We start from the raw sequence: 24616 nt of genomic DNA on the forward strand, positions 1-24616 counted from the left end.
CGGCCTTACACATGAGCAAAGATCCACTCCTCGAACTGATCAAGCGTCGGCACCCTCGTTACGACGAGAAGCTGGCGCATTGGAACTTCCTCGACACGACGTACGAGGGTGGGCGGTCGTGGTTCGCGGAGAACATCTTTCGCTTCATCAAGGAAGGCGACCTCGAGTACGCCGGCCGCGTGGAGCGGGCGTACCGCTTCAATCACACGAAGCAGGTCGTCGACCTGGTGGACAAGTACCTGTTCAAGATGGACATCGCGCGCAAGACCGCCGATGCCCCGCCGTCCGTGCAGAAGTTCTGGAGCGACGCCACTCTGGCTGGCCTCGACATGGACGAGCTGAGCAAGCGCATCAGCACCGCCACCAGCAAGTTCGGGCGGATCTACATCGTCATCGACTCGAACGCGACGGCAGAGACCGCGCCGCGCACAAAGGCTGATGAGAAGAAGTCGGCCTCACGCATCTACGCCTACATCGTCACGCCACAAGACATGCTGGACATGAGCTACGACGAGCTCGGCGTGCTGAACTGGTGCCTCATCAAAGAGAACCACCGCGACGACGCCGACCCGCTGAATTCGACCGGCAAGTTCCTCAACCGTTATCGCCTGTGGGGGCGCAACAGCTGGGTGCTCTACGAAGAGCGCAAGGAAAAGGGAAAGACCAAGGTCGTCGAGATCGACCGGGGCGAAGTCGCCATCGGCTGCGTTCCGGTGATTGAAGCCGACCACAATTTCTGCGAGGACCAGTTCGCCGCGCCAGGCCTGATCGACGATGTCGCCTACCTGGATCGCGCGAACGCCAACTACCTCTCCAACCTGGACGCCATCATCCAGGACCAGACCTTCAGCCAGCTGACCATCCCCGCGCAAGCGCTGGTGGCCGGTGACGGCGAGGACGCCGCCGGCAAGCTGGCCGAGCTCGGCACCAAACGCATCTTCACCTACAACGGGGAGGGCGGAAAGAGCCCGGAGTTCATCAGTCCGGACCCGACGCAGGCCGGAATGATTCTGGACGCGATCTCGAAGATCGTCGGCGAGATCTACCACTCCGTGGGCCTGCAGGCCGAGCGCACCGGTAGCAACTCCGGCGGAGGCCAGGGCGAAGCGTCTGGCGTGTCCAAGGCCTACGACTTCGAGAAGATCAATTCGCTGTTGGCCAGCAAGGCCGCAGCCCTGGAGTTGACCGAGCGAAAGATCCTCAAGCTCGTCGCGCTGTATGCGGGCGAGGAGGGTGCGCTCAAGGACGACCTGGTGACCTACCCCATCGACTTCGACGTCCGTGGCATCTACGACGAGTTCGAGATCGCCGCGCGTCTGAGCCTGCTGGCCGCGCCCGACGAGGTGCGTCGCGAGCAGATGCGCGCCGTCATCAAGAAGCTGTTCCCCGGTGGCGGAAAGAAGCTCATGGAAAAGCTCGAAGCCTCCCTCAAGGCATGGCCTCCAAAGATCGAACCTGGCCTGGGTGCGCCCGCGACCCCGGGCGGGAAGAAGGACCCGGTGAAAGCCGCGGCCACACAGAAAACCGCCAAAGAACTGGCGGCCTAACCGCGGCTCAAGAGACCGAACCGCACACATCAACAACGGCCGAGTGACTGGCCACAAGGAAAGATAGATGACCCGAATTCAACGACTGATGCGCCTGCACCGACTTATGGACGCCGCTGGCGAACATGGCAGTGACGGCGGCGGTGCAGGCACCGGTGGCGACGGCCAAGGTGAAGGCAGCGGCGAAGGCGCAGAAGGTCAAGGCGAAGGCGATGGCCAGGGCGACCCCAAGGGCGGCGAAGGCGAAGGCAACAAGGGCGCGACCAAGCCCAGCGATGCCGAAGCAAAGCTCCTGAAGGAAGTCATGGACAAGAAGCGTGCGCTCGAAACCGCGAACACCCAGCTGGCTCAAGTGAACGAGCGCCTGGCCCAGTTCGAGGGTATCGACGCCGCGAAAGTGCGCGAGCTGTTGAAGGAAAAGGAAGAGCAGGAACGCACGCAGGCGGAAGCCCGCGGCGACTACGAGAAGCTGAAGAAGCAGATGGCGGATAGCCACGCTGCCGAGAAGACCACGCTGCAGAGCACCATCGAAGCCGCCCAGGCCTCGATCTCGGGCCTGCAGAAGCAGATCGCAGACCTCACCGTCGGCGGCGCGTTCTCGGCGTCCACCTTCATCGCAGAAGACCTGACCCTTCCCGTCTCGAAGGCTCGCGCGCTGTACGGCTCGCATTTCGAGTTCAAGGACGGCGTGGTTGTCGCTTACGACAAGCCCGCATCGTCGGCCGACCGCGCCCCGCTGGTCGATGCCGCCGGCACGCCCCTGAGCTTCGATGACGCGTTCCGAAAGATCGTCGACGCCGACCCGGACAAGGACCAGCTCTATCGCTCCAAGGTGAAGCCGGGGGCCGGCAGCACCACCACGAAGACCACCAAGGCCCAGCGCGTCGAGCGTGACGACAACGTCACCGGCACAGACCGCATCGCGCTGGGCCTGAAAAACCTTGCCAAACAAACCGGCGGCAAATAAAATAAGTAAACGCTTACTAACTTGCTGTCACACAAGAGAGAACTGAAATGCCTTTGCTCAAAGCCACTGCCGAGATGCTGTCGCAAAACGACGTCGTTGTCGGCATCATCGAAGAAATCATCACGGTCAACGAGCTGTTCGGCCTCCTGCCTTTCGTGAAGACGGAAGGTAAGGCCTACGTCTACCACCGCGAGAACACGCTGCCTTCGGTCAGCTACCTCGATCCGAACGATGTCGTGCCGGAATCGACCGGCGACTTCACCGAAGTCGTGACGAAGCTGCGCATCCTCGCGGGTGACGTGGACGTCGACAAGTTCCTGGCCGAGACCATGAGCGACACCGAGAACCAGCTGGCCACCCAGATCGGCCTGAAGGCCAAGGCCCTGGCGCGCACGTTCCAGGACTCTGTGGTGAACGGCGACAACGTGGCCCGCCCGAAGGAATTCGACGGCCTGAAGGCTCTCACGACCGCTGCGCAGACCATCACGGCCGGTGCGAATGGCGCTGCCATGACCCTGGGCATGCTGGACCAGCTGATCGACGCCGTGCCCAACGGTGCCGACTTCCTGATGATGCGTTCGGGCACCCGACGCGCTTACACCGCTCTGGTGCGCGCTGCTGGCGGCAACACGGCCTCGATGATCCAGCACAAGAACTTCGACAACCCGGTGCTCGCGCACAACGGCACGCCGATCATCGTGAACGACTTCCTGCCGGCGACCGAAGCCAAGGGCACGGGCACGAACCTGGCCTCGGTGTACGCCGTGCGCGCGAACGAGCTGGACGGTTTCCACGGCCTGTACGGCGGCGACGCTGCCGGCGTGCGTGTCGAAGCCATCGGCACCGTGCAGAACAAGGATGCGACCCGCACGCGTCTGAAGTGGTACGTGGGCGCTGCCCTGAAGAGCACCAAGTCGGTGGCACGCCTGGAAGCCGTCACCAACGTCTAAGCCGACAGTAAGTCAGCATTGACACATTAAAATAGGGGCCTCGCGCCCCTATTTTTCCATTCACGCAAGGAAACCTCACTCATGAAACTCAAGATCACCGAGCCCGGCTGGGCAAACTTCACCGGCGACTTCGGCATGGTCGCATTCGTCGACGGCGTATCCGTGGACGACGTGCCCAAGGTGCAAGCCGCATCGCTTGCCGGCCTCATCGCCATCGAGACACTCGAAGGTGGTGTGAACCCGTCCGCGTCCCAGATCCTCCTGGATGCGCACCACGCCGGCGTCAAGGTGGAAGCCCCGCCTGTGCACATCCCGGAGACGCCGGCCGCCGACAAGATCTGGACCGCTGAGGAGCTGGCTGCCATCGCCGACGCCAAGGGCATGAAGGGCATTCGCGAGGTCGCCGATCCGATGGGCCTGAAGGACAACTCGGTCAACGTGCTGATGACCAAGATCATCGCCCACCAGGCGAAGAAGTAAGGGGCCGCCGTGGACACCTTCAAGACGGGCAGCGCCGTGGTGTCGCTCTTCAGCCTGAAGGCTGGGGAGGGTGTCCTGGCGCCCATCTCCATGCGTTGGCGCGTCCTGGACGAGGAGGGCAACCTCATCGCGCCCTGGGCCATCACCGCGGTCGTGCCTGGCGCGGAGTCCGTCGATATCCGCACCGACGCATCCATGAACACGCTGGTGCCGCCTCAGCTGCGCGGCATTCGCATCGTCGAGCTCGAAGTGACGACCGCCGACGGCGTCACGCTCCTGGAGCTGGCGCACCAGCTGGAGACCAGCAAGCTGCTGGTGCCCGGCATCAACAGCTTCCAGACCTACTACCAGGCGGTCCTCGAGGCGCAGCTCTACACCGACGAAACCATGGCTGGCTGGGTGAGCCAGGCTGAGCCCTCTGTGCGCGTGCGTGCGCTCTCGGAGGCCTTCGACCGCATCCGCATGATGCCGGTAGTGATCGAGTGGGAGAACGACCAGTCCATCATCCGTGACGTTTTCAACGACCCACCGCGGCTGCGCGACCTGAACAGCGAGCAGATCCTGCGACTGGACACGCGTCTGATGAAGGCGCTGAAAAAGGCCCAGCTGGTCGAAGCCAACTCGATCCTCGACGGCGACCCGGCACGTCAACTGCGCGTCGCCGGCATCCAGTCCATGACGGTCGGCGAGTCGAGCCAGAACTTCAGCGCCGGGCGCCCGGTCGACACCAATGGCGTGTGCGAGTCCACGGCCAAGATCCTCGCGCGCTGGGTGCGCGGGCGCGTGCGGATCGGTCGAGCATGATCTACCCAACCCTCTGGGTCGAGTTGCTCGATAGTACGGCCCACGACCGCTTCGGACAGCCCATGCTGGTCTCCAAGGGGCGGTTCAAGGTCTGTCCCGTCAAGTTGATCTTCGGCGAAGACCGCACCACCGTGCGCACCGATTCGTCGGGCTCGCACGGTAGCGCGCAGGAGACCGTCTCTGACGTTGTGGTGCTGGCGCGGCCTGCGCAGAAGCTCGACACTGGCGACGTGCTGCAGATCCTGGGCAACAGGGTCGTCATTCGAGAGATCCACCCGCGATACACGGTGCTGGGCAAGCACGACCACAACGAAGTGCGCTGCGAAGGCTGGGTTTAAGCCGTGGCGCTGCGCATCGACTTCAACCCCTCTCAGCTCGAAGCGAACATTCGCCAGATCACTGAGCGGGCCGTCAAGGGCATGCACCTGAAGGCCAAGCGGCGCGCGCTCAAGGTGCGTGACCTCGCGCGAGAGTACGCACCCGAGAAGTCGGGCCTGCTCGAACGAAACATCGAGATGGGCACGTACAAGGAAGGCGGGCGCAACACCTACACGGTCTACGTCGACCTGGACGCCGCGCGCTACAGCGCCCCGGGCGTGCTGGGCGACTACGTCTGGCTGATGGAAGAGGAGCTGCGCCCCTACGGCTCTGGCAAATACAACCTCGGCGTGGGCTCGCTCCTGAAGCGCGCCTCCACTGGCAAGCGCGTGGGCGGGCGCTTCTTGCGCCGGGCGGTCCAGGAGGGCGGCAAGGCCTTCATGGACGAAATGATCGCCGAGGTGCGCAAGGTCACCGGCGAGTCCCGCCTGGCCACCATGAACTACCAACGCGAAACACCGGAGAGCGACGAATGATGCTCAGCGCGATCGCCGACTTCCTGCAGCTGAAGGGCTGCGGAACCGTCAGTCAGACCATTTTCGAGTACGAGATGCCGAGCGTCTGCAAGGACGGCGTCCTGCTGCTGGACAACTACTACGGCACGCCGAAGAACCACGAGCTGCCGGGCTATCGCGCCAGCGAGTTCCGAGTGGTAGTGCGAGGGACCGAAATGCTCAAGGGGAAGGCCTTGGCCATGAAGGTCTCTGATGCGCTGGAGTTCCAGGGCGAGACGCCTTTCGGCGCCCAGTACCTGGTGAAGCAGTCGCTTCCTGAGAACGAGCCGCGCGTCTACAAGCGGTCGGCCGGCGGGTACTGGGAGTTCGAGATTGACGTCCTGATGTGGTGGGTGGATGCATAACCTTGCATCGGCGGTTCCTGGCGCTTAAAATAAGTGACTACTGACTTACTTTTCGTAATTCAAACCACAGGGAATCGAACAACATGCCTTCCAGTACCAAGAACGTCAAGCTCGGCGTTTGCAAGCTCATCTACGGTGGCCGCGACATGGGCCTCACGCAAGGCGGCGTCGAGGTCACGGTGTCCACCGAGACTCACAAGGTCGAAGTCGACCAATTCGGCAAGTCCGCGATCAACGAACTCATCATGGGCCGAACGGTCGCGGTGAAAGCGCCGCTGGCCGAAACGACCATCCGCAACATGGCTGACACCATGCCCGGCTCGACCCTCGTGACGGACGGCGTCACCGCGAAGGGCACTGTCACGTTCGCCGCCGCGCCCGCGGCCGGCAACACTGTGACCATCGGCGGCGTCGCCTTCGCGTTCCAGGTGGCCAAGCCCACCTCCGTCAATCAAGTGAAGATCGGCGCCAGCACGGCCGAGTCGCTGGCCAACCTGGTCGACGCGATCGGCCTGGCGCAGCTTCGTCAGGACCTGGGCGGCATTCGCGCCTCGGTGTCGGGTGCGACCAGCAACATCCTGAACATCGAAGTGGTGGACCCCGGCACCGCCGGCAATGCCGTGACCCTGGTAGCCACCGGTGGCGTTGCGTCCGCCGCGACCCTCACCGGCGGCGTCAACGAAACCAAGGCCCGTGTGGAAGTCACCAGCGGCGTGGGTGTGGACCTGCTGTCGATCGCCAAGTCGCTGCGCCTGCACCCGGTGGGCAAGGCCGACAACGACTTCAGCGACGACTTCCTGATCTACCAGGCCAGCACGCCGGGCGCGCTCACGTACGCCTACAAGCTGGACAGCGAGCGGATCTTCAACGTCGAGTTCACCGGCTACCCCGATCCGGTCAGCGGCAAGCTGTTCGCTGCCGGCGATCTTCTGGCCTAAACAGTAAGTCACTGCTGACACACAATCGGCGGTGACTTCTCAAATCAACCAACCGGCCTCGGCCACCACTTATCCCAAGGGAACCCCATGAAGATTTTGAACCTCGACCAGTACGCCGAAGTGAAGCGCCGTGTGACGCTCAAGGGCGTCAAGCACGACGTGGAAGAAGTGTCCGTGCAGGACTTCGTGAACAACTTCGCCGCAGCCGAGAAGCTGGAGGCTGATCACGCCAACGGCGTGCCGATGGGCGAGGGCGTGAACCTCTCCGTGCGCGCCATCATGGCTTCGGTCCCTACGCTCGACGAGGCCACCATTCGCGCGCTGAAGATGCCTCAAATGGCTGCCCTGCTGCAGTTCATCCGCGGCGAGCTGGACCCGGAAATCGCGAAGGATGCGCCCGGCGCTGCGCCGGCCGAGGGCGAGGAAGCACCGGAGGGCGCCGACGCAAAAAAAGCCTGATCGAGGAGATCGACCTCGGCTTCCTGATCGCGCGCGTCTCGCGCGTCTATGGGCAGAGCTACCAGCAGACCATGGCGATGCCCATGCGTGCCTTCTGGCAGTTCAGCGGCTACTGCGATCGGGTACTGACGGCCGAGAACATCGATCACCTCCAGTTGATCGTCACGGGGCAAGCAGGCGGCGAGGCCGCGGTTGAAGCCATGGAGCGCATGGCCAAGGTAGCGCCCAACCCCGTGAGGTACAGCCAACACGCCGTCATCGCTGCGAGCGCGGTGCGGGACGAGGAAGGATTCAACGCTTTGCGCGGCATGTCCTGATAGAGCAAAACAAAAAGTCATCACTGACACACAGCAGGGATCAATTATGAGCGCGAATGGCGGGCAGATCGTCGTCGAGTTTGTCGTCGACAACAGCAACGGCCTGATTTCGATCAAGCAGTCGGGCACTGCGTTGAAGGAGCTGAAGAGCACCCTCGACCTCACCGCCAATTCCGTTCAAAAGCTTGAGCAGCAGAACGACAGTCTGGGGCGCAAGTTCCGCGACATCGTGCTCACGATGGGCAACCTCCGGTTCGTCGCGATGGACGTCAACGACGTCTTCCTGCGGCTTCCGACGGCCATCCTGCGATCCGCTGGTGAGCTAGAAAAGATGCAGGTCCTCATGCAGGGCCTGTCGAAAGAGATCACCAAGGCGGGCAAGATCGCCGAGGGCCAGAAGGGCTTCAACTTCGTCACGACGATGGCGAAGAACGCTCCCTTCGAGCTCAAGGCACTCGCCGACACCTTCGTCAAATTCAAGACCGCCGGCATCGACCCCACCAACGGGTCCATGCAGGCGCTCGTCGACTCGGTCGCCAAGTTTGGCGGCACGGGTGAAAGCCTCAAGCGCGCCTCGGTCGCCATCCAGCAGATGGCCGGCAAGGGCGTCGTCTCGATGGAAGAACTGCGCCAGCAGCTCGGTGAGGCCGTGCCCACTGCGATGCAGGACATGGCCGACCAGATGGGCATGTCCATGGGCGAGTTGGCCAACGCCGTGTCCAAGGGCACGCTGGCCGCAGGCCCGGCGCTGGACAAGATGCTGCTGCGCATGAAGGTGAACAACACCGGCGCAGCCAAAGAGATGATGGAGACCTGGGTCGGCCTTGGCGAACGCCTGAAGACCGAGTTCTCCCTGATGGCCAAGACCATCGCTGAATCCGACTTCGGCAAAGCCGCCAGCGAGTCCGTCAAGGAGCTGATCACCGCGCTGGGCACCGATGAGGCGAAGCGATTCGCGGACACGATCGGTACAGAGCTGGGTGAAGCTGTGCGCCTCATCGTCAGCTTCATCAAGACCCTGATCGAGTACCGCGGCGAGATCAAGCTGGCCGCCGAGGCGTGGATCGCCTACAAGGTCGCCACCAGCTTCTTCGCGCCCATGGTCCGCTCGATGGCGGAGGGCACGGGCAAGATCTCCGAAGGCTTCCGCAACCAGATCGCCGCGGCCAACCAGGCCGCCGCTTCGCGGCAGGCCGCATCGCTGCGCGAGATCACTGCTTCCCGTGAAAGCGCCTTGGCCGCCGAGCGCGCGTCCCTGGCCACGATTGCCGCGAAAGAACGCGAGGTCATCGCCCAGAGCCGCGCGATCGACGCGATGCTCGCCAAGCAGGCGGTCCTAGATGCCGCCATGCGCGCGAAGAAGGGCGCGGAAGTCATCGTGCCCGCAATGGCCGGCTTGCCGGGCCTGGCCGGCGCCCAGAGCGCCGCCACCGTCACCAAGGCGCAGAAGGACCTCACCGACCAGATCGCGCGTCAGAACCTCGCTTCGACAGCTGCGCGGGCAGAGCTGAACGCGCTCGCGTATGCCCACAACGGGCTTGCCAACAACGTCATCACCACCACGACCCAGATGCGGGCGCTGGAGAGCACCACGGTCGCGGCTACGGGTGCGCAGCGTGCGATGGCCATGGGCGCCAGTGCCCTGCGCGCCGGCCTGGCGCTGATCGGGGGCGGGGTGGGCCTCGTGACCATCGCGCTGATCGCCGGCATCGCCATGTGGTCCAAGTGGGCCCGCGCAGCGGAGGAAGCGCAGGCCCGCAAGCGTCGCGCTGAGAAGAAGCTCTCCACGCAAGAGGACATCGACGCCACCACGGGCGACCTGAAGTCCGCCCAGGCCGAACTGGCCAAGCGGGAGATGTTCAACAACAGCACTGGCATCTTCCTGCCGAAGAACGCCAGTGCTGCGGACAACGCCCGGGCCGCCAAGGAGCTCGAGAACCGCCAGCGCGCGGTGGACGAGCAACGCCGCAAGGTCGAAGACCTCATCAAGACCCAATCTATGCAGCGCCAGTCGCTGCGTGAGTCGGAAGCCCGGGACGAAGCCGAGGGCATGCGTAAGCAGTCCGAGACGATCATCGACGCGAGCAAGGCCGCGACGGAAGCACAACTCAATGAGAGCCGCGCCCGCCAGTCGAAGCTGACCGCGAACGACAAGAAGACGATCGCGGCCCGCGCGGCCGAGACGAAGATCCAGACGGATCTGGTGATCGGCCAGAAGAAGATCGAGAACGCCCAGCTGCAGAAATTGCTGGACGACAGCAAGGCGATCATCAACGGCGCCGGCCCTGAAACGACCAAGGACGCCGCGCGCCTGCGCGTCGCCGAGCTGTCCAGCCAGATGAAGGCCAACACGGACGAGATCGTCCAGATGGTCAAGGCGCAGGACGAAAAGATCGAGTACGTCACCAAGGAAAAGAAGGGTGGCAAGGGCAAGGCTGCGCCGATCGGCTACGACAAGGTCGACGCGCTGATCGGCGGCCTGGCCGGTCAGAAGGCCGAGCTGCAAGCCGAGATCGACTCGTTCAACGCCACCGCCGGCATGGTCGACAAGGGCCTGGCCGCGGCGGCGAAGATCGACGCGCAGGCCAAGTCCGGCAGGTTCAAGCACCGGGGCGAGGACGGGAAGTCCGTCTCCGATATCTCGCCGGAACAGCTGAACAACGCCAAGAAGCTCGCTCAGGACGTGGCGGAGATGCAGGAGGCCATGTCCATCGCCCAGCGCATCGCGGCCACCGGCCGCGACATCGGGGAGGATTACGCCCAGGCCATCAAGATCATCGCCAATCCGCTTGGCGAAATCTCCGTGGCCGACCGGGGCAAGACTGGTGCATTCGAGGACATGCTCAACAAGGCCGGCGTCGACCTGGACCGGGTTGCAGAGCGCATGGGCAAGACGCGGGCCCAGTTCGAGCAGGACATCAACAAGATCAAGGGTGACCTCGCCACCGTGGACCTGGCAAAGCCGGTTCAGGAGATGGTCACTGAGACCCAGCGGATGAACCTGGACCTGATCCTCAACGATCGGGACCGCACGCGCGCCCAGCTCGAACTCGAGCGGAACATGTACGTCGCGAAGATGAGCATGCGCATCCAGTACCTGAAGGATCACAAAGCGGGCACCGCGGAGATCCTCGCCGCCGAGCAGGCGCTGGCGAACTGGCAGATCGCAAACGCCCAGACCATCGGCGAGAAGCTGAAGACGCCGATGCAGAAGATGGCCGACCAATGGCGCGACAGCACCAAGGCCATGGAGGACGCGACAGCGCAGTGGGCCCAGCAGGGCATGGACGCGTTCATCAACTTCACGAAGACCGGCAAGCTCGAGTGGCAGTCGCTGGTGACGGACATCCTGGCCGGCTACCTGAAGATCCAGATGCAAAAAGAGCTGACCGGGCTCCTCAACATCGGCAGCAGCGGGTCGAGCGGAGCCGCGGGTGCAGCAGCCAGCGTGGCCAGCAGCGCGGCAAGCTCCGGCGGAGGCGGATTCTGGTCTTCGCTCGGCACCTGGGTCAGCGGTCTCTTCTCGTTCGCCGACGGCGGCGTCATGTCCCAGCTCGGCTCCGTGCCGCTGCGCAAGTACGCCAAGGGCGGCGTCGCGACCAGCCCGCAGCTCGCCCTGTACGGCGAAGGCTCGATGAACGAGGCGTTCGTCCCGCTGCCCGACGGCCGCTCCATCCCCGTGACCATGAAGTCGGATGGCCAGGCGGGCGAGGACCGCGGCCAGCCCGCCACCGGCGAAGCGCCGAACGTGACGGTGAACGTCATCAACCAGACCGGCCAGAACGTGACGGCGCAGCAGGGCGCCACGCGCTTCGACGGCCGGCAAATGATCCTCGACGTGGTGCTGAGCTCGATGCGGCAGCCCGGCTCGTTCCGCGACGGCATGCTCGGCGCCGTCGGGGGCTAAACCCAGAAAGAAACGATGGCAACCGCTCCTCTCGTCTTCCCAGCCTTGCCTTCGGGCAAGAGCTTCGACTCGTCCAAGTTCAGCATCACGCCCAACGACCCCGGCATGCGCCATGAGATGGAGGGTGGGTATGCAGTCACCCGCGCGCGCTTCACTCGCAAGCCCACCCGGGTGTTCAACTGCTCGCTGACCAACATCACGCAGGCCGACAAGAACGCCCTTGAGACGTTCTGGGACACCACCCGCGGCACGTCCCGGGCGTTCTCCTGGACCAGTCTCCAGGATGCGAAGACCTACAACGTGCGCTTCAAAAGTGCGCCGACCTACACCTACCGCGGCGTGCGCCAGAGCCACTTCTGGGATTGTGACATCCAGTTCGAGACCGTATAATAGTAAGTCATCACTGACTGACTATGTCCAAGTCCCTTTCCGTCGCCACCATCCTCGAGAAGAACCGCATCGAGTCGGGGGTTCCGTTTCTCCCCCTGCTGGACATCGAGGTGGTCGACCCGGCCACCGGCTCCGTGGTGGAGACGCTGCACCTGGTGCGCAATGACGAGTTGATCGTTTTCAACGGCATCGAGTATGTCCCGTGTGCCTTCGACATTTCGATGAAGGAAGAGGTCAACACCCAGACCTCCCTCGAACTGTCGATCAACGACTACAGCCAGGCGCTGCAGGCGCAGATGCAGGCATACCAGGGTGGGGTCGGCTTCAACGTGGTCTTCACGATCGTGGACAGCAGCGCGCTGGATCTCCCGCCTGAACTGGTCGAGTACTTCGAGGTGATGTCCGCCTCTGCCTCGGAGTACACCGCGAGCTTCGGACTGGGCGCCAACAACAACCTGTTCACCTACTTCCCGCGCCGGCGCCAGACCCGCGACTACTGCCAGTGGCGTTTCAAGGACCCCGACACCTGCGGCTACGCCGGCAGCGCGACCAGCTGCGACTTCACGCTGCAGGGCCCCAACGGCTGCGCCGCGAAGGGCAAGCGCCCGGACGGTCGCCCTCAGACCATTCAATTCGGCGCCTACCCAGGCATCAACTCCAACGGCATCCGCTATGCGTGATGTCGCCGGTGAGCTGTATGCCGATCTGATCGGCAAGCCATTCCTGTGGCGAGGCCGCGGTGAGGGCGGGTTCGACTGCTTCGGCCTGGTGCTGGAGATGTTCAAGCGAGCTGGCCAAGACATGCCCGAGTGGGACACGCCTGCAGAGATCGCCGCGGTATCGGGCCTGGTCTCCGTTGAGTTCTCGCAAAGCCGCTGGGTGCGGTGCGAGCGCCGGCCCGGCGCCATGGTGCTCTTCAACATGCCCCTGCGCATCGAAAACCGCCGCGTCCTGGCCACGACCCACTGCGGCTTCATGGTCACCGCCCAGGACTTCCTTCACAGCTGGGAAAAGACCGGCGGCATCACCACGGAGCGCCTTTACGAATGGGAGCGGCGCGTCGAGGGCTTCTACGAATTCCGAGGACAAGAATGACCGATAACAAAAACAAAATTCAGGTCATCGAGATCCTGAACCCGTTCGAGCCCAACGCTGCTCGGAAGCACGACACGCTCGACTACCGCCCGGGCAAGACCCTCGCAGACCTGTTCCCGGGCGTGATCATGCGCCGCGAATTCGTCTTCAGCCTGAACGGCAAGATCATCGAGGACGACGCCAAGGCTCTGACGTACCCGCAGGCCGGCGACGTGATCGTCATGTGCCCCGTGGTGGCCGGCGGCGGGGACGAGGGCGGCGGCAAGAGCATTCTTCGCATCGTCGCAATCGTTGCATTGGCATTCTTCACCGGCGGCGCAGGCGGCTTCGCGGCTGGTCTTTCGGGCGCAGCAGTCGGTTCGGTCGGCTACTCGCTTGCGTACGCCGGCATCATGATGGCCGGCAGCATGGTCATCAACGCCTTGCTGCCTCCGCCCAAGACCAAGGCCACCCCGGGCGGCCCAACCGCGTCGGACACGCTCACCTACGGCATCGACGGGCCGAAGAACGTTTCGGCCGAAGGCATCGTTGTTCCGGTGACCTACGGGACGCACCGCTATGGGGGCAACCTCATCAATGCGTACGTCACCAACGACAACAACAGCCAGCTCCTGCACCTGCTCTACAACTGCGGGGAAGGTCCGATCGCGAGCATCACCGACATCCAGCTCAACGACACGCCGATCGCGAACTACGGCGACTACCAGATCGAAACTCGGCTGGGCCTACCCGACGACACGCCGATCCCATGGTTCGCGCAGCAGGTCGTGCCGCGCGCGGTGGGGCAGGAGCTGACCACTGCGTTCATCACCAAGGTGACCGAGACCGAGGTGGACCAGATCCGTCTCGATTTCACTTGCCCTGCGGGCATGTACGGCGGCTGGGAGACCAAGCCGTCGAACTACACGATCTACAGCCCCGTCCTTGCGGAGATTCGCAAGGTCGGCACCACGGAGTGGCAGCCGTTCAGTCCTGACCTGATGGTGATCGGCGGCAATCAGAAGACCGCGCTGCGCCGCTCGTTCTTCTCGCCTCCGCTGCCTGAAGCGAAGTACGAGATCCGCGTCCGTCGTGATCGCCCAGCGTCGGGCGCTGGTGGCTCGGCGCCAGGCGGAATGATCTGGGTGGACAACATCTACTGGACGGACTACAACGAGATCCAGTTCGAGGAGGTCGCGTACCGCCACACCGCTCTGCTCGGCATCCGCATTCGGATGACCGACCAGCTGAACGGCCTTCCCACCGTCACCCACCTCAATGGTGGCCGGGTCATTCGGTGCTGGGACGCTACGACAGGCCAGTGGGTGAACCAGGCATCGGACAACCCTGCCTGGATCTCGCTCGATGCCCTGACGAACAAACGCTACGGCGGTGCGCAGCCCATGTCCCGCTTCGATATGGAGCGCTGGAAGGAGTGGGCGGCGCATTGCACCGCCAACGGCCTCAAGTTCAACGGGATCTTTGACACCCAGTCGAATGTCTGGGACGCGACGCAGCCGGTGTTCCGAGCAGGCCATGCCGGGCGCACCAACGTTGGCACGCGTTTCAGCATCGCCATCGAGAGGCAAGAGACGCCGCGGATGATGTTCTCGGTTGCGAACATGATCCAGGGCACTTTCAAGCAGAGCTGGTTGAGCTCGGCCGACCGCGCCAACGAGCTCGAGATCACATGGGTCGATAAGGACGACGGCTACCGCCAGAAGATCATGCGGGTGGTCGACACCTTGGCGGTGGGCAAGGGGCCCAAGTCCTCGCAGGTGGCCTTCACGGGCCTCACCTCGGCCGAAGAAGTCTGGCGAGACGCAAACATTCTGCTGAACCAGAACCGCCTGCTGCTGCAAACGGTAGAGTTCAGCGCACCGCTCGAGGCCATCGCATGTTCTGTGGGCGACGTCGTGCTTGTCCAGCACGACATGCCGAAGTGGTCGCTTGCAGGCCGACTGGAGGCGGGCTCGACGGTAGGGAAGGTGATGCTGGACCGCCCGGTGCAGATGAGCCCGAACGACGTGTATTCGGTGCTGGTACACATGAGCGCTGTGAAGCGCTTCAGCGGCACGGTCTCGTTCATTCAGGGCACCGGTGTCTTTGTGTCGGGCTTCCCGGGCGGCGTGAACGTGCGCCGGGTGAAGGTCGCGGGTAAGGACCTGGAGGTGAACTCCGCGATCCAGCAGGGCAACTCGCACGGTGTCATTCTTTCGACCATCGAGGGCATCGCCGTCGGCATGCCGATCGAACTGTGGGACACCGACGCGATCGAAACGCGCCTGGTGGTCAACACCGCCAGCGAGGCTGACCAGTCGTTCACTGAGCTGACCCTTGCGTCCCCATTGCCGGCCGCTCCAGAGATCTACACGCAGTGGATGTTCGGCAAGACGAACCGTACGGGCAAGCCCTTCCGAATTCGCTCGATCCGGGGAACCCACGACTACCAGCGGGACATCACCGCGCTGGAATACAACCCGGACTCGTATCTCACGACGCCAGCGCCGCCGGCGCCGAACTACAGCGACCTGGAGCGGTACGTCAAGCACGCCAGCATCGACGGCGTCTCCGAAGAGGTGTTCATCATCGGTCCGTTGACTCGGTCCCGGGTGACCGTCCACTTCAGTGGCCAGGACGAGACCTACTTCATGTCGAACGTCTACCTTCGCCGCAACGAAGGGGATGAAGAGAAGGTGGGCGAGAACACCGGACAGGTGACTGTCGAGGCCGCCCTCGGCGACGAACTTGTCTTCCGGGTTGTCGCGCGTGACGTGTTCATGCGCAGCGCCCCGCGTTCGACCGCGCCGACCATCTACCACCGTGCTGCCGGGCGCACGCTCGCCCCCAACGACGCGACCGGGCTCAACGCGGTCATGGACTCTACCGGTTGGCAGGCGACCTGGGACCCGTCCCTTGACCCTGACGTCACGTCGTCCGAGCTGCGCATCGGCCCGACGTGGGAGACCGCCCGCCTGCTGTGGCGGGGGAGCGCCACCAGCTGCCGCTTTGCGTTCCAGGCGGCCGGCGAGCATCAGTTGCGCCTACGCCACTGCATCGGCCAGACAGACGGTCTCTACTCCGGCAGCGACGCCGTCAAGACGATCGTCGTCCTGCCGCCGACACAGCCGATCGTCAGTGCGGAGGTCGACGGGCGCAGCGTTTCGCTCACGTGGCAGGACTGCGTGTCGACGCAGCCGCTGTTCGGCTACAAGATCCAGAAGGGCCCCAACGCGCAGGAGCTGCAGGACATCGGCAGCTCCTCTTCGCCGAACTTCCAGCGGATCGAGGCAACCGCCGGCATGCATCGGTACTGGGTTACCGCCCTCGACGTTGTGGGCAACCAGAGCGCGCCTGGACAGATCGAGGTGCAGTCCCTGCCGTCCATCGACGAGGCGATTGGGGAGCTCACGGACGGTCTGGCCGAGGTCATCGCCGACCTCGGCCAGACCAACCAGAACGTCACGAAGGAGATCCAGGACCGGATCAACGCGGACGCCGCCGAAGCGACAGCGCGCGCCAATGCCATCGCGGTCGAAACTGCGAATCGGGCGGCAGCTCTGCAGGCGGAGACAACCGCTCGCACCAACGCGATCACGACACAGGCGAACCGGATCACCCAAGAGATCACGGACCGCGCCGCCGCCATCACGGCCGAGCAAACGGCCCGCGGCAACGCGATTGCTGCGGAGCAGACTGCGCGAGTGAACGCCATCGCCGGTGAGGTCACCGCGCGCAACGCAGCGATCGCCGTCGAAACGACAAACCGCACGAACGCGCTGACCGCAGAGGCGGCCGCCCGTGCGACTGCGATCACCAACGCAGTGAGCGCCGAGACCGCGGCCCGCAACCAGGCCATTGCAGCAGAGGCGACGCTTCGCTCCAACGCCGACCAGGCGGAAGTGACCGCGCGTACGAATGCCATCCTGGCGGAGGCGCAAAACCGCCAGGCCGCGATCGCTTCCGAAGCAACCGCACGCTCTAATGGTGACGAGGCCGAGGCCACCGCGCGCCAGAACCTGGCCACTCAGCTGCAGACCGCCGACCAAGTGCTCACCTCGGCGATCCAGAACGAGGCGACCATCCGGTCGACAGCCGACGCTTCGGAGGTCTCCCAGCGCGAATCCTTGGGCATCACGCTCATTGGCCGCGCCGACCTGGCAGCAACGCTCTCGCGCGTGGTGGGGCCGTCGCTGCGCGCTGGCTTCGCCGCCGCAGCTGTCGCCGTAGGCGTGTGGGAACTCCCCACGCCCCCAACCAGCGGCTGGCTCTACGACGAGCAGCAGGCCCGCCTGACAGCGGACAGCGCAGAGGTGACTGCTCGGGAGTCCTTGGCGACCCAGATGCGCGGAACCTACGCAGGGACGGACCTCGCGCAGGTCACCAGCGGCCTGATCTTCTCCGAACGCCAAGCCCGCGTCACGGCCGACACGGCCGAGGTGACCGCACGCCAGGCGCTTGAGACCACCGTCACCAACAACAAGACCTCGACCGACGCCGCGATCGTGTCGGAGCAGAACGCGCGCACGACCGCAGACAGCGCACTCGGCACCCGGGTCGATACGCTGACCACGACCGTCAACACCGACCGCACGAATGCCAATACCGCGATCACCAGCGAACAGACTGCGCGCGTAAACGCAGACACCGCTCTCGGGACCCGGATCGACACGCTGACCACCACGGTCAACAACAACCAGACCACTGGCAACGCCGCAGTGATCGGCGAAGCGACCGCTCGTGCTGCGGCCGACGCAGCCGAAGCAGCAGCGCGGGAGACGCTCGCAACCTCGATCACGGGCATGCCCAACCCCGCCGATCAACTCGGCGCGGTTACCGGAGATTCCCTGGATCTTGATTTCGGCGAGGCCGACTTCGAGGTCTGGCAAAAGCCGGCTGTCGACACGCTCTCCTCTGGCCTGATCTTCGACGAACGCCAAGCGCGCGTGACTGCAGATGCAGCCGAAGTCTCCGCCCGCCAGGCGCTGGAGGCCGTGGTGAACACCAACAAGGGCTCGGCCGAGGCGGCGATGACCGCGGAGCAGACTGCCCGGGCCAACGCCGATGCGGCGGAAGTCACCGCTCGGGAAGCGCTCCAGACCCAGATGCGCGGCAACTACGCCGGCACCGACCTGGCTCAGGTGAGCACGGGCCTGATCGCGAGCGAGAAGAACGCCCGCACCACCGCGGACACTGCCATCGTCGGCACCGTTACGTCGCTTCAGACCACCGTCACCAACAACAAGACGACGACCGACGCGGCAATCCTCGCCGAACAGACGGCCCGGGCGAACGCAGACACGGCGGAGGCGACGGCACGCCAGGCTCTGCAGACGACAGTCACGTCGAACAAGACCAACACCGACGCCGCGATCGTCGCTGAGCAGAATGCTCGCTCGACCGCTGACGGCGCGCTGGGAACCCGCATCGACGGGGTGATCGCAACCGTTAACACCGACCGCACGAACGCGAACAGCGCAATGACAGCGGAGCAGACGGTTCGCGCCAGCGCGGACACAGCTCTGGGCACCCGTATCGACACGCTGACGACGACGGTGAACACCGATCGCGGCACCGCCAGCACGGCGATCACGAACGAGCAAACCGCCCGCGCAAACGCCGACACGGCCCTGGGCGGTCGGATCGACACCCTGACGTCCACGGTCTCGGATAACAAGACCACGGCGCAGGCCGCCGTAAACGAGGAGGCGGCTACCCGAGCCACGGCAGACACCGCCGAAGCGGCACAGCGTGCCTCCCTGGGAGTTGCGCTGACCGGAGCTCCGGCCCCTTCCAACACGCTCGCAGGCGTGGTGGGCCCGTCGCTGAAGTTGAGCATGACCACCGGCCCGCTCGGCGTCTGGGAGCCACTGGCTCTGGACGTGCTGTCCTCTGGCCTGATCTTCGACGAACGCCAGGCCCGAATCACGGCTGACACAGCCGAAGTCACCGCCCGGCAGGCGCTGGCAACGACCGTCACCAACAACAAGACCACGACGGACGCAGCCCTGACGGCCGAGCAGACGGCTCGCTCCACAGCGGACGCTGCCGAAGTGACCGCGCGCGAGTCCCTGGCTACGCAGCTGCGCGGCACCGCCACCGGCACCGACGTCGGTGCCGTGACCAGCGGTCTGCTGTTCTCCGAGAAGTCGGCCCGAACGACGGCTGACACGGCGATCGCCAACTCGGTGACCGCCCTGACGACCACCGTCACGAACAACAAGACGACGACGGACGCTGCGATCCTGGCAGAGCAGACCACGCGTGCCACTGCGGACACGGCCAACGCGAACGAGATCAACTCGCTGCGTGCGACAGTCAACGACAACAAGACCACCGGGACTGCGGCCATCAATGGGGAGGCGGACGCGCGCGCAACCGCGGACGCTGCGGAAGTGGCGAAGCGGGAGTCCCTGTCGGTTGCCGTTCTGGGCATGCCTCAGGTGTCGAACAAGCTCGCAGAGGTTGAAGGGCCGTCCCTGGACCTTGACTTCGCGGGTGACAACCTGGAAGCCTGGCTGACGCCGGCGCTGGACATCCTGTCCTCGGGCTTGCTCTTCGACGAACGCAAGTCTCGGATTTCCGCAGATGAAGCGGAGGTCACCGCGCGTCAGGTTCTTGAGGCGAAGGTCAACACGAACAAGGCTGACGCAGAGGCGGCCATCGTTACTGAGCAGACGGCACGGGCAGCCGCCGACTCGGCTAACGCGGACTCAATCACAGCCCTGACGGCGACTGTCAACAACGTGACGAACGGTCTGCCGAGCAAGGCGACCAACACGGCGGTCAACGCGTTGACGACGCGTGTGACCAACGCAGAAGGGCAGCTCACATCGCAGGGCGATGCAATCACCAGCCTCAACAGCAGCCTAGAACTGGGCCGTTCGGACTCCCAGGCAAGCCTGACGTCGGACGAGAACATGGCCAATGCTGCTGCCTGGCGCAGCCACTACGGGATCAATCTGGCTCCGTACTTCGCCACAGTCGCGGACGGGCAAGTCGCGACCACGGCCTGCCGGTCTCCCGTGGGTGGCGCGAGCTTCTGGAACTACTCGAAGAGCAAGGTGGTGATCGACCCCACCAGGACCTATCGCATCACTGCGTGGATTCGTCGGGTTGGCGCCAACGGGACGCACTACTTCAACTTCTGGCGCAACAACCTGGGAACCTACGGCAACTCCAGCATTGCCCTTGGCTCCCTGCCCGACAACGTCTGGAGCAAGGTCACGTGGCAAGCTCTGGGAAGCATTTTCGGGGACACCTCGATCAGCCCCGGCTTTGCCCTCAACCATTCTGGCGGGACCGCGGGTTACTCCGAAATTCAGGGCTACCGCTTCGAGGACGTCACCGACGCTCTGCGAATCACCGCAGCAGAAACGAGCAAGGCAGACGCTACTGCGGTGAACGCCCTGACGACCCGAGTTACGAATGCCGAGGGGACGATCACGAGTCAGGCGTCTTCGCTCACCTCGCTGACAGCGACGGTGAACGGGCATACGTCCTCGATCTCGACCAACGCAACGGCAATCGCCGATCTCGCTGGCAACGTGAAGGCAACGTGGCGCCTGAACGTCGACGCCAACGGCAAGACTGCCGGAATGATCATCGACAACAACGGCACGGTCTCCACGATCGCGATGCTTGTCGACAAGTTCGCTATTGCGACTGCGGGCCCTGGAGGCGCGATCAAGTACCCGTTCATGGTCGGGACTGTTGCAGGCGTGTCCACCGTCGGCATCGACGGCAACTTGGTGGTGGATGGCACGATCATCACGCGCGCGCTCGCTGCCGAGGCTGTGACTGCGGAAAAGGTCAAAGCGAAAAGCCTGACAGCGGACCAAATCGCTGCGGGCGCGATCTCGGCCGACCTGATCAACGTGGGCGTCGGCTCCAATCTGGTTCCCGATTCCGCGTTCCACGCAGGAGACGGCGGAAATCGAATCCTCAACGATGGCTCTGTCCCGTCAGGCTGGGGCACGTACGACAACTTCTCATCCGCGTCGCAGTCGGTCTTCGGGATTAACGCCCCTTCCCATGACTGGCATCCGATCGGAGGAAGTACCGCTACGGTTTTTCAGCCGAATGAGTGGTTCAACAACATTCAGGACAAGTCGAAGTGGACGCAAATTCACTCGGGGCAGATTCCTGTCACTGTTGGTCAGCGCTACGAGTTCAGCGGCTACGTCGCAGCGCATCGCTGCCAGGTCTGGTGCGCGGTGGAGTTCTATGACCAGGCCGGCGCAGTCCTGCTCAATGTCGACTCCACCACCACGAACGATGCTGACATGGCCAACTTCGGCGGTGGAAAGCTCCTCTCCAAGTACAAGCGCCTTACGGGTTTTGCCGTCGCGCCGGCGAACGCGGTGACTTCGAGAATCATCTTCCGCAAGGGGCCAACCAAGGCTGGAACCACTGACAAGAACAGCTGGATGTTTGTTACTCAGCCGATGATGGCGGTGGCACACCCGTCTCAGACCGTGTTTTCGACGTACTCGCCGTCCGGGTTGGGAACGGCGATCACGCCGGCGGGCATCAGCACGCCAAGTCTTAGCGCGATCACCGCCAACGTCGGCCTGCTGCGCACTTCGACCTGGGGGGCGCGCACTGAGATCGAGGCCAATCAAGTGCGGGTCTATGACCCGAACAACGTGCTGCGTGTCGTGATGGGGCAGTTCTGATGGCAAACGGACTTCGCTGCTACGACCAGTACGGCAGGGTGACGCTCGACACGGGCGACCGCATCACGCGGTACGTCACTCGCTATGGCTTCTCGCTCAGCCATACCCAACAGGCAACGGTGACGGTCGACGGCTGGGCCGATGACGGCACCTGGGGCTACTACTGCACCAATCTCACCTATCAGATCGAAAGATCAGGCGGATGGTTCCGGTTGACGGGCATGCAAAACGGCTCGTACGGCGAGTTAGTCATCTTTAGGTACTAAGCAATGCCATTTGGAATTCGCATCATCAATGACAGCGGCATCATTCAGATCGATGATTCGCGGCCGAACTTTGTGCTGATCGCGCAGGGGAGCGTTTACGTCCCTCCGAAGTCTGGAGTAACCGCTGGCATGGCCTCGGTTAACTTCGCGGGTCAGACGACCCCAGCCATGGTCTTCATCAAGCCGCCATACGGCGTGCGGATCTCAGGCTCAAACGCACCTTTCACCAACGAGGCGTTCAAGAACACCTTCCAACTCTTCAACGTTGAGACGTGGGGTGTCGACGTTGAATACGCGATCTTTGGAAACCGAGCAGAGCAGGGTGACTGGGGCGGGTATGGGATGAAGATCCGCGATGCCAATGGCCAGGTCTGCTTCAGTACCGATGATGTGGCACCGCGGATCGTGGGCGCGGTGGAGTTCCCCGCTGGGGCCGGCGGTACCTACTACATCAATCCGAGCGGCGGCCCGGGCCGCCTGTTCTTCTCCCTTTCGGGTACCGGGTGGCGCAGCACTTCAAATTCAGGGGCCAGCTCTCCATGGATCGCTGAAATGTGGTGTGGCCGCATTAACGGCGAGTACCAAGTGGACTTGACCATCGGGCTGTCAGCGTCTGGCCCAGGCACTAAGTCGATGGGGGGCAACCGCATGGTGATGGCCGCTCGGGTCTATTAAAGTAAGTAAGTAGTGACTTATAATTGCGGAATTCAAATCCCTCTTTCTGGAAGCAAAAATGGCATTTCTTTCGACCAAGCAGCATCCCAACGGCTCGGTATCCCAGGCTCACAAAGTGGCCAGCCTCGAGATCAAGGACGGCGCAGCCATCGCGACTGTCAACAGCTTCGCCACCGAGGCCGCGATGAATGCAGCGCCCGCGCTGATCGTCTGGCAAGACCGCTATCCGGTGCCGATCACCGCCGCCCTCGACGTTGAAACCTTCCTGATTGGCCAGGAAGGCCCCTTCGCCGGTGGATTCGCCGTCACCGAAGGCACGTCTCTGGAAGCGGCGCGTGAGCGTCGCTGGGCCGAGATCAAGCAGGAGCGCGACAAGAAGGAGGCCTCTGGCTTCCCGTATCTCGGCGCCGTCTTCGACAGCGATCCGCGCAGCGTTCAGCGAATCGTCGGTGCTGTGCTCGCCGCCCAGGCGGCGGTGGCTGCGGGCGAGACGTTCGAGATCGAGTGGACCGTCGCCGACAACAGTGTGCTGCCCCTCGACGCAAGCGACGTCATGGGCATGCCTGTGGCCCTGGCCATGTATGCCGACCAACTGCACACCATCTCCCGTGGGCTGCGCGCTGACATCGAAGCGGCCGCAACGGTGGAGGAAGTGGAGGCCGTGACCTGGCCAGTGCCCACCCCTGCACCTGTGCCGGAAGCAGGCGGCGAGGGCGCTTAAGCGAAAGCAACCATGCCGACCACGCTGACCGAAAAGACGTTCCCGCAAATCTTCACTTCGAGCGGAGGCGTTGGTGGAACGGTCGTAAACGACCAAGGAAAGGTCGTGCCGGCCGCGGCGCCGGCCTTCGATTACGACCCGGTCACGAAGGCGCCGAGGGGGCTGCGGTTCCGAGGTCCGGCTCGTACGAACCTTCTGATAGGAAGTCAGATCCTGGCCGGGCTGGCGGAGGGGACGACTCCACCTGCAGTGGCGAGTACCACGGTTGACGGTGAATCTTGCGTTGCTGCGACGTTCACGTCGGCAAGCGCCGTAGGCTATGCGGGCAGCCGTGTGCGAAGCACAACGGCGGTCGGTGCGAACGTCGTGGCCGGGACGGTCTATTCGACAAGCGCCTATGTGAAGCTGAGCAGGCCATTGACTGGGGGCGAATCCATCAATGTGTATTACACCGGCGCGTCAGGGATGGGCGGCTTCCTCATCAGTGCTGCGAACTCGGGCCAATTTGTGGACCGATTCGCCCGGGTGATCACGCAGAGCGCCACGCCAGTGGGGACAGGAGGGGTGTACCCAGTTGTCCACACGGCCGGGCCTCTTACCAGCAACCTCACCGTGTGGTTCTGCAAAGGCCAAATTGAAGCCGCGAGCGAGGCCTCAAGCTACATCCCGACGACCACGGCGGCGGTAGCTCGCAGTGTTGATCAAGTCTGGATTCCCAACTTGCAGCAGGCGCCATGGTTCAACCAGGCGGAGGGGACGATGCTTATGAAGTTCGTTCAGCGCGCGATGCCTGCAACGGCAATGCTATTTGGGATTACCAGCGCGGCCAGTGCCAACGATCGGATGTTGGTGTACCTAGGAGGCGCAGGGGGTGCGTCGTCAGTCGCTGCAAATGTCTTTCGCGCCGGGGTGCAGCAGGCATCTCTCTCGGTTCCCAACTCTGCTGCGCCACTCGGCACTCTGAGAAAGGTTGCCGCTTCATGGAAGCTCGGACGGCTCGTTGTCCAAGTGGACGAACTTCCACCAACGGTGAGCGGGGTGCCAGCTTTGCCGGCGTACGTTGCGCCGACTTTTTGGCTTGGTCAGCGAAACGGAGGAGGCGACCCGATGGATGGCGAGATCCTCGACTTCGCCTACTGGCCCAAGGCAGCCAACGCCGCAGAGATCGCGGCAATCACACCTGACACCGAACTGATCGCCGGTTAA

Annotated in this window: 20 protein-coding genes; all 20 read left to right on the forward strand. The window is 63.8% G+C overall.

Annotated features, from left to right (window positions below; genetic code table 11):
- Positions 1 to 11: 11 nt before the first annotated feature.
- The 20 genes from GFK26_RS18440 (at position 12) to GFK26_RS18535 (ending at position 24616) form a co-directional block, all read left to right on the forward strand.
- Entirely contained in the window at positions 12 to 1547 is a 1536-nt protein-coding gene (locus GFK26_RS18440; protein ID WP_153283236.1) for a hypothetical protein, read from the forward strand.
- A gap of 67 nt (positions 1548 to 1614) precedes the next feature.
- A complete protein-coding gene (locus GFK26_RS18445) occupies positions 1615 to 2514 on the forward strand; it encodes a DUF6651 domain-containing protein (RefSeq protein WP_153283237.1) in 900 nt (299 codons plus the stop codon).
- A gap of 47 nt (positions 2515 to 2561) precedes the next feature.
- Positions 2562 to 3464, forward strand: a complete 903-nt coding sequence (locus tag GFK26_RS18450) for a major capsid protein (RefSeq protein ID WP_153283238.1) — start codon at positions 2562 to 2564, stop codon at positions 3462 to 3464.
- Positions 3465 to 3545: 81 nt separating this feature from the next.
- Positions 3546 to 3944, forward strand: a complete 399-nt coding sequence (locus GFK26_RS18455; protein WP_153283239.1) for a hypothetical protein — start codon at positions 3546 to 3548, stop codon at positions 3942 to 3944.
- 9 nt (positions 3945 to 3953) lie between these two features.
- Complete coding sequence (locus GFK26_RS18460) at positions 3954 to 4748, forward strand: hypothetical protein (RefSeq protein WP_153283240.1); 795 nt, start codon at positions 3954 to 3956, stop codon at positions 4746 to 4748.
- Positions 4745 to 5086: a hypothetical protein gene (locus GFK26_RS18465; protein WP_153283241.1), complete on the forward strand. Its 342-nt coding sequence runs from the start codon at positions 4745 to 4747 to the stop codon at positions 5084 to 5086. Before GFK26_RS18460 ends, GFK26_RS18465 begins: the two co-directional genes overlap by 4 nt.
- 3 nt (positions 5087 to 5089) lie before the next feature.
- A complete protein-coding gene (locus GFK26_RS18470) occupies positions 5090 to 5602 on the forward strand; it encodes a hypothetical protein (protein WP_153283242.1) in 513 nt (170 codons plus the stop codon).
- Positions 5599 to 5985, forward strand: a complete 387-nt coding sequence (locus tag GFK26_RS18475) for a minor capsid protein (RefSeq protein WP_153283243.1) — start codon at positions 5599 to 5601, stop codon at positions 5983 to 5985. The genes GFK26_RS18470 and GFK26_RS18475 overlap by 4 nt, the downstream gene beginning before the upstream one ends.
- An 83-nt stretch (positions 5986 to 6068) precedes the next feature.
- Complete coding sequence (locus GFK26_RS18480) at positions 6069 to 6923, forward strand: hypothetical protein (RefSeq protein ID WP_153283244.1); 855 nt, start codon at positions 6069 to 6071, stop codon at positions 6921 to 6923.
- 87 nt (positions 6924 to 7010) lie between these two features.
- Positions 7011 to 7382, forward strand: a complete 372-nt coding sequence (locus tag GFK26_RS18485) for a hypothetical protein (protein WP_153283245.1) — start codon at positions 7011 to 7013, stop codon at positions 7380 to 7382.
- A 71-nt stretch (positions 7383 to 7453) separates the two neighbouring features.
- A complete protein-coding gene (locus GFK26_RS18490) occupies positions 7454 to 7699 on the forward strand; it encodes a hypothetical protein (RefSeq protein WP_153283246.1) in 246 nt (81 codons plus the stop codon).
- 46 nt (positions 7700 to 7745) lie between these two features.
- Positions 7746 to 11606 (forward strand): tape measure protein, encoded by a 3861-nt coding sequence (locus GFK26_RS18495; protein ID WP_153283247.1) that lies wholly within the window; start codon positions 7746 to 7748, stop codon positions 11604 to 11606.
- Positions 11607 to 11621: 15 nt separating this feature from the next.
- Positions 11622 to 11996, forward strand: a complete 375-nt coding sequence (locus GFK26_RS18500; RefSeq protein WP_153283248.1) for a hypothetical protein — start codon at positions 11622 to 11624, stop codon at positions 11994 to 11996.
- A 23-nt stretch (positions 11997 to 12019) separates the two neighbouring features.
- Entirely contained in the window at positions 12020 to 12676 is a 657-nt protein-coding gene (locus tag GFK26_RS18505) for a hypothetical protein (RefSeq protein WP_153283249.1), read from the forward strand.
- Positions 12669 to 13091 (forward strand): C40 family peptidase, encoded by a 423-nt coding sequence (locus GFK26_RS18510; RefSeq protein WP_153283250.1) that lies wholly within the window; start codon positions 12669 to 12671, stop codon positions 13089 to 13091. The genes GFK26_RS18505 and GFK26_RS18510 overlap by 8 nt, the downstream gene beginning before the upstream one ends.
- Positions 13088 to 21748, forward strand: coding sequence for a phage tail tip fiber protein (locus GFK26_RS18515; protein WP_153283251.1), 8661 nt, complete (start codon positions 13088 to 13090; stop codon positions 21746 to 21748). The genes GFK26_RS18510 and GFK26_RS18515 overlap by 4 nt, the downstream gene beginning before the upstream one ends.
- Complete coding sequence (locus GFK26_RS18520) at positions 21748 to 22014, forward strand: hypothetical protein (RefSeq protein WP_153283252.1); 267 nt, start codon at positions 21748 to 21750, stop codon at positions 22012 to 22014. Before GFK26_RS18515 ends, GFK26_RS18520 begins: the two co-directional genes overlap by 1 nt.
- A gap of 3 nt (positions 22015 to 22017) precedes the next feature.
- On the forward strand, positions 22018 to 22689 hold the full coding sequence (locus GFK26_RS18525) for a hypothetical protein (RefSeq protein ID WP_153283253.1): 672 nt from the start codon (positions 22018 to 22020) through the stop codon (positions 22687 to 22689).
- 58 nt (positions 22690 to 22747) lie between these two features.
- A complete protein-coding gene (locus tag GFK26_RS18530; protein ID WP_153283254.1) occupies positions 22748 to 23410 on the forward strand; it encodes a DUF4376 domain-containing protein in 663 nt (220 codons plus the stop codon).
- Between the two features lie 12 nt (positions 23411 to 23422).
- A complete protein-coding gene (locus GFK26_RS18535; protein ID WP_153283255.1) occupies positions 23423 to 24616 on the forward strand; it encodes a phage head spike fiber domain-containing protein in 1194 nt (397 codons plus the stop codon).

The organism is Variovorax paradoxus (genome assembly GCF_009498455.1).
Taxonomy (GTDB): Bacteria; Pseudomonadota; Gammaproteobacteria; order Burkholderiales; family Burkholderiaceae_C; genus Variovorax; species Variovorax paradoxus_H.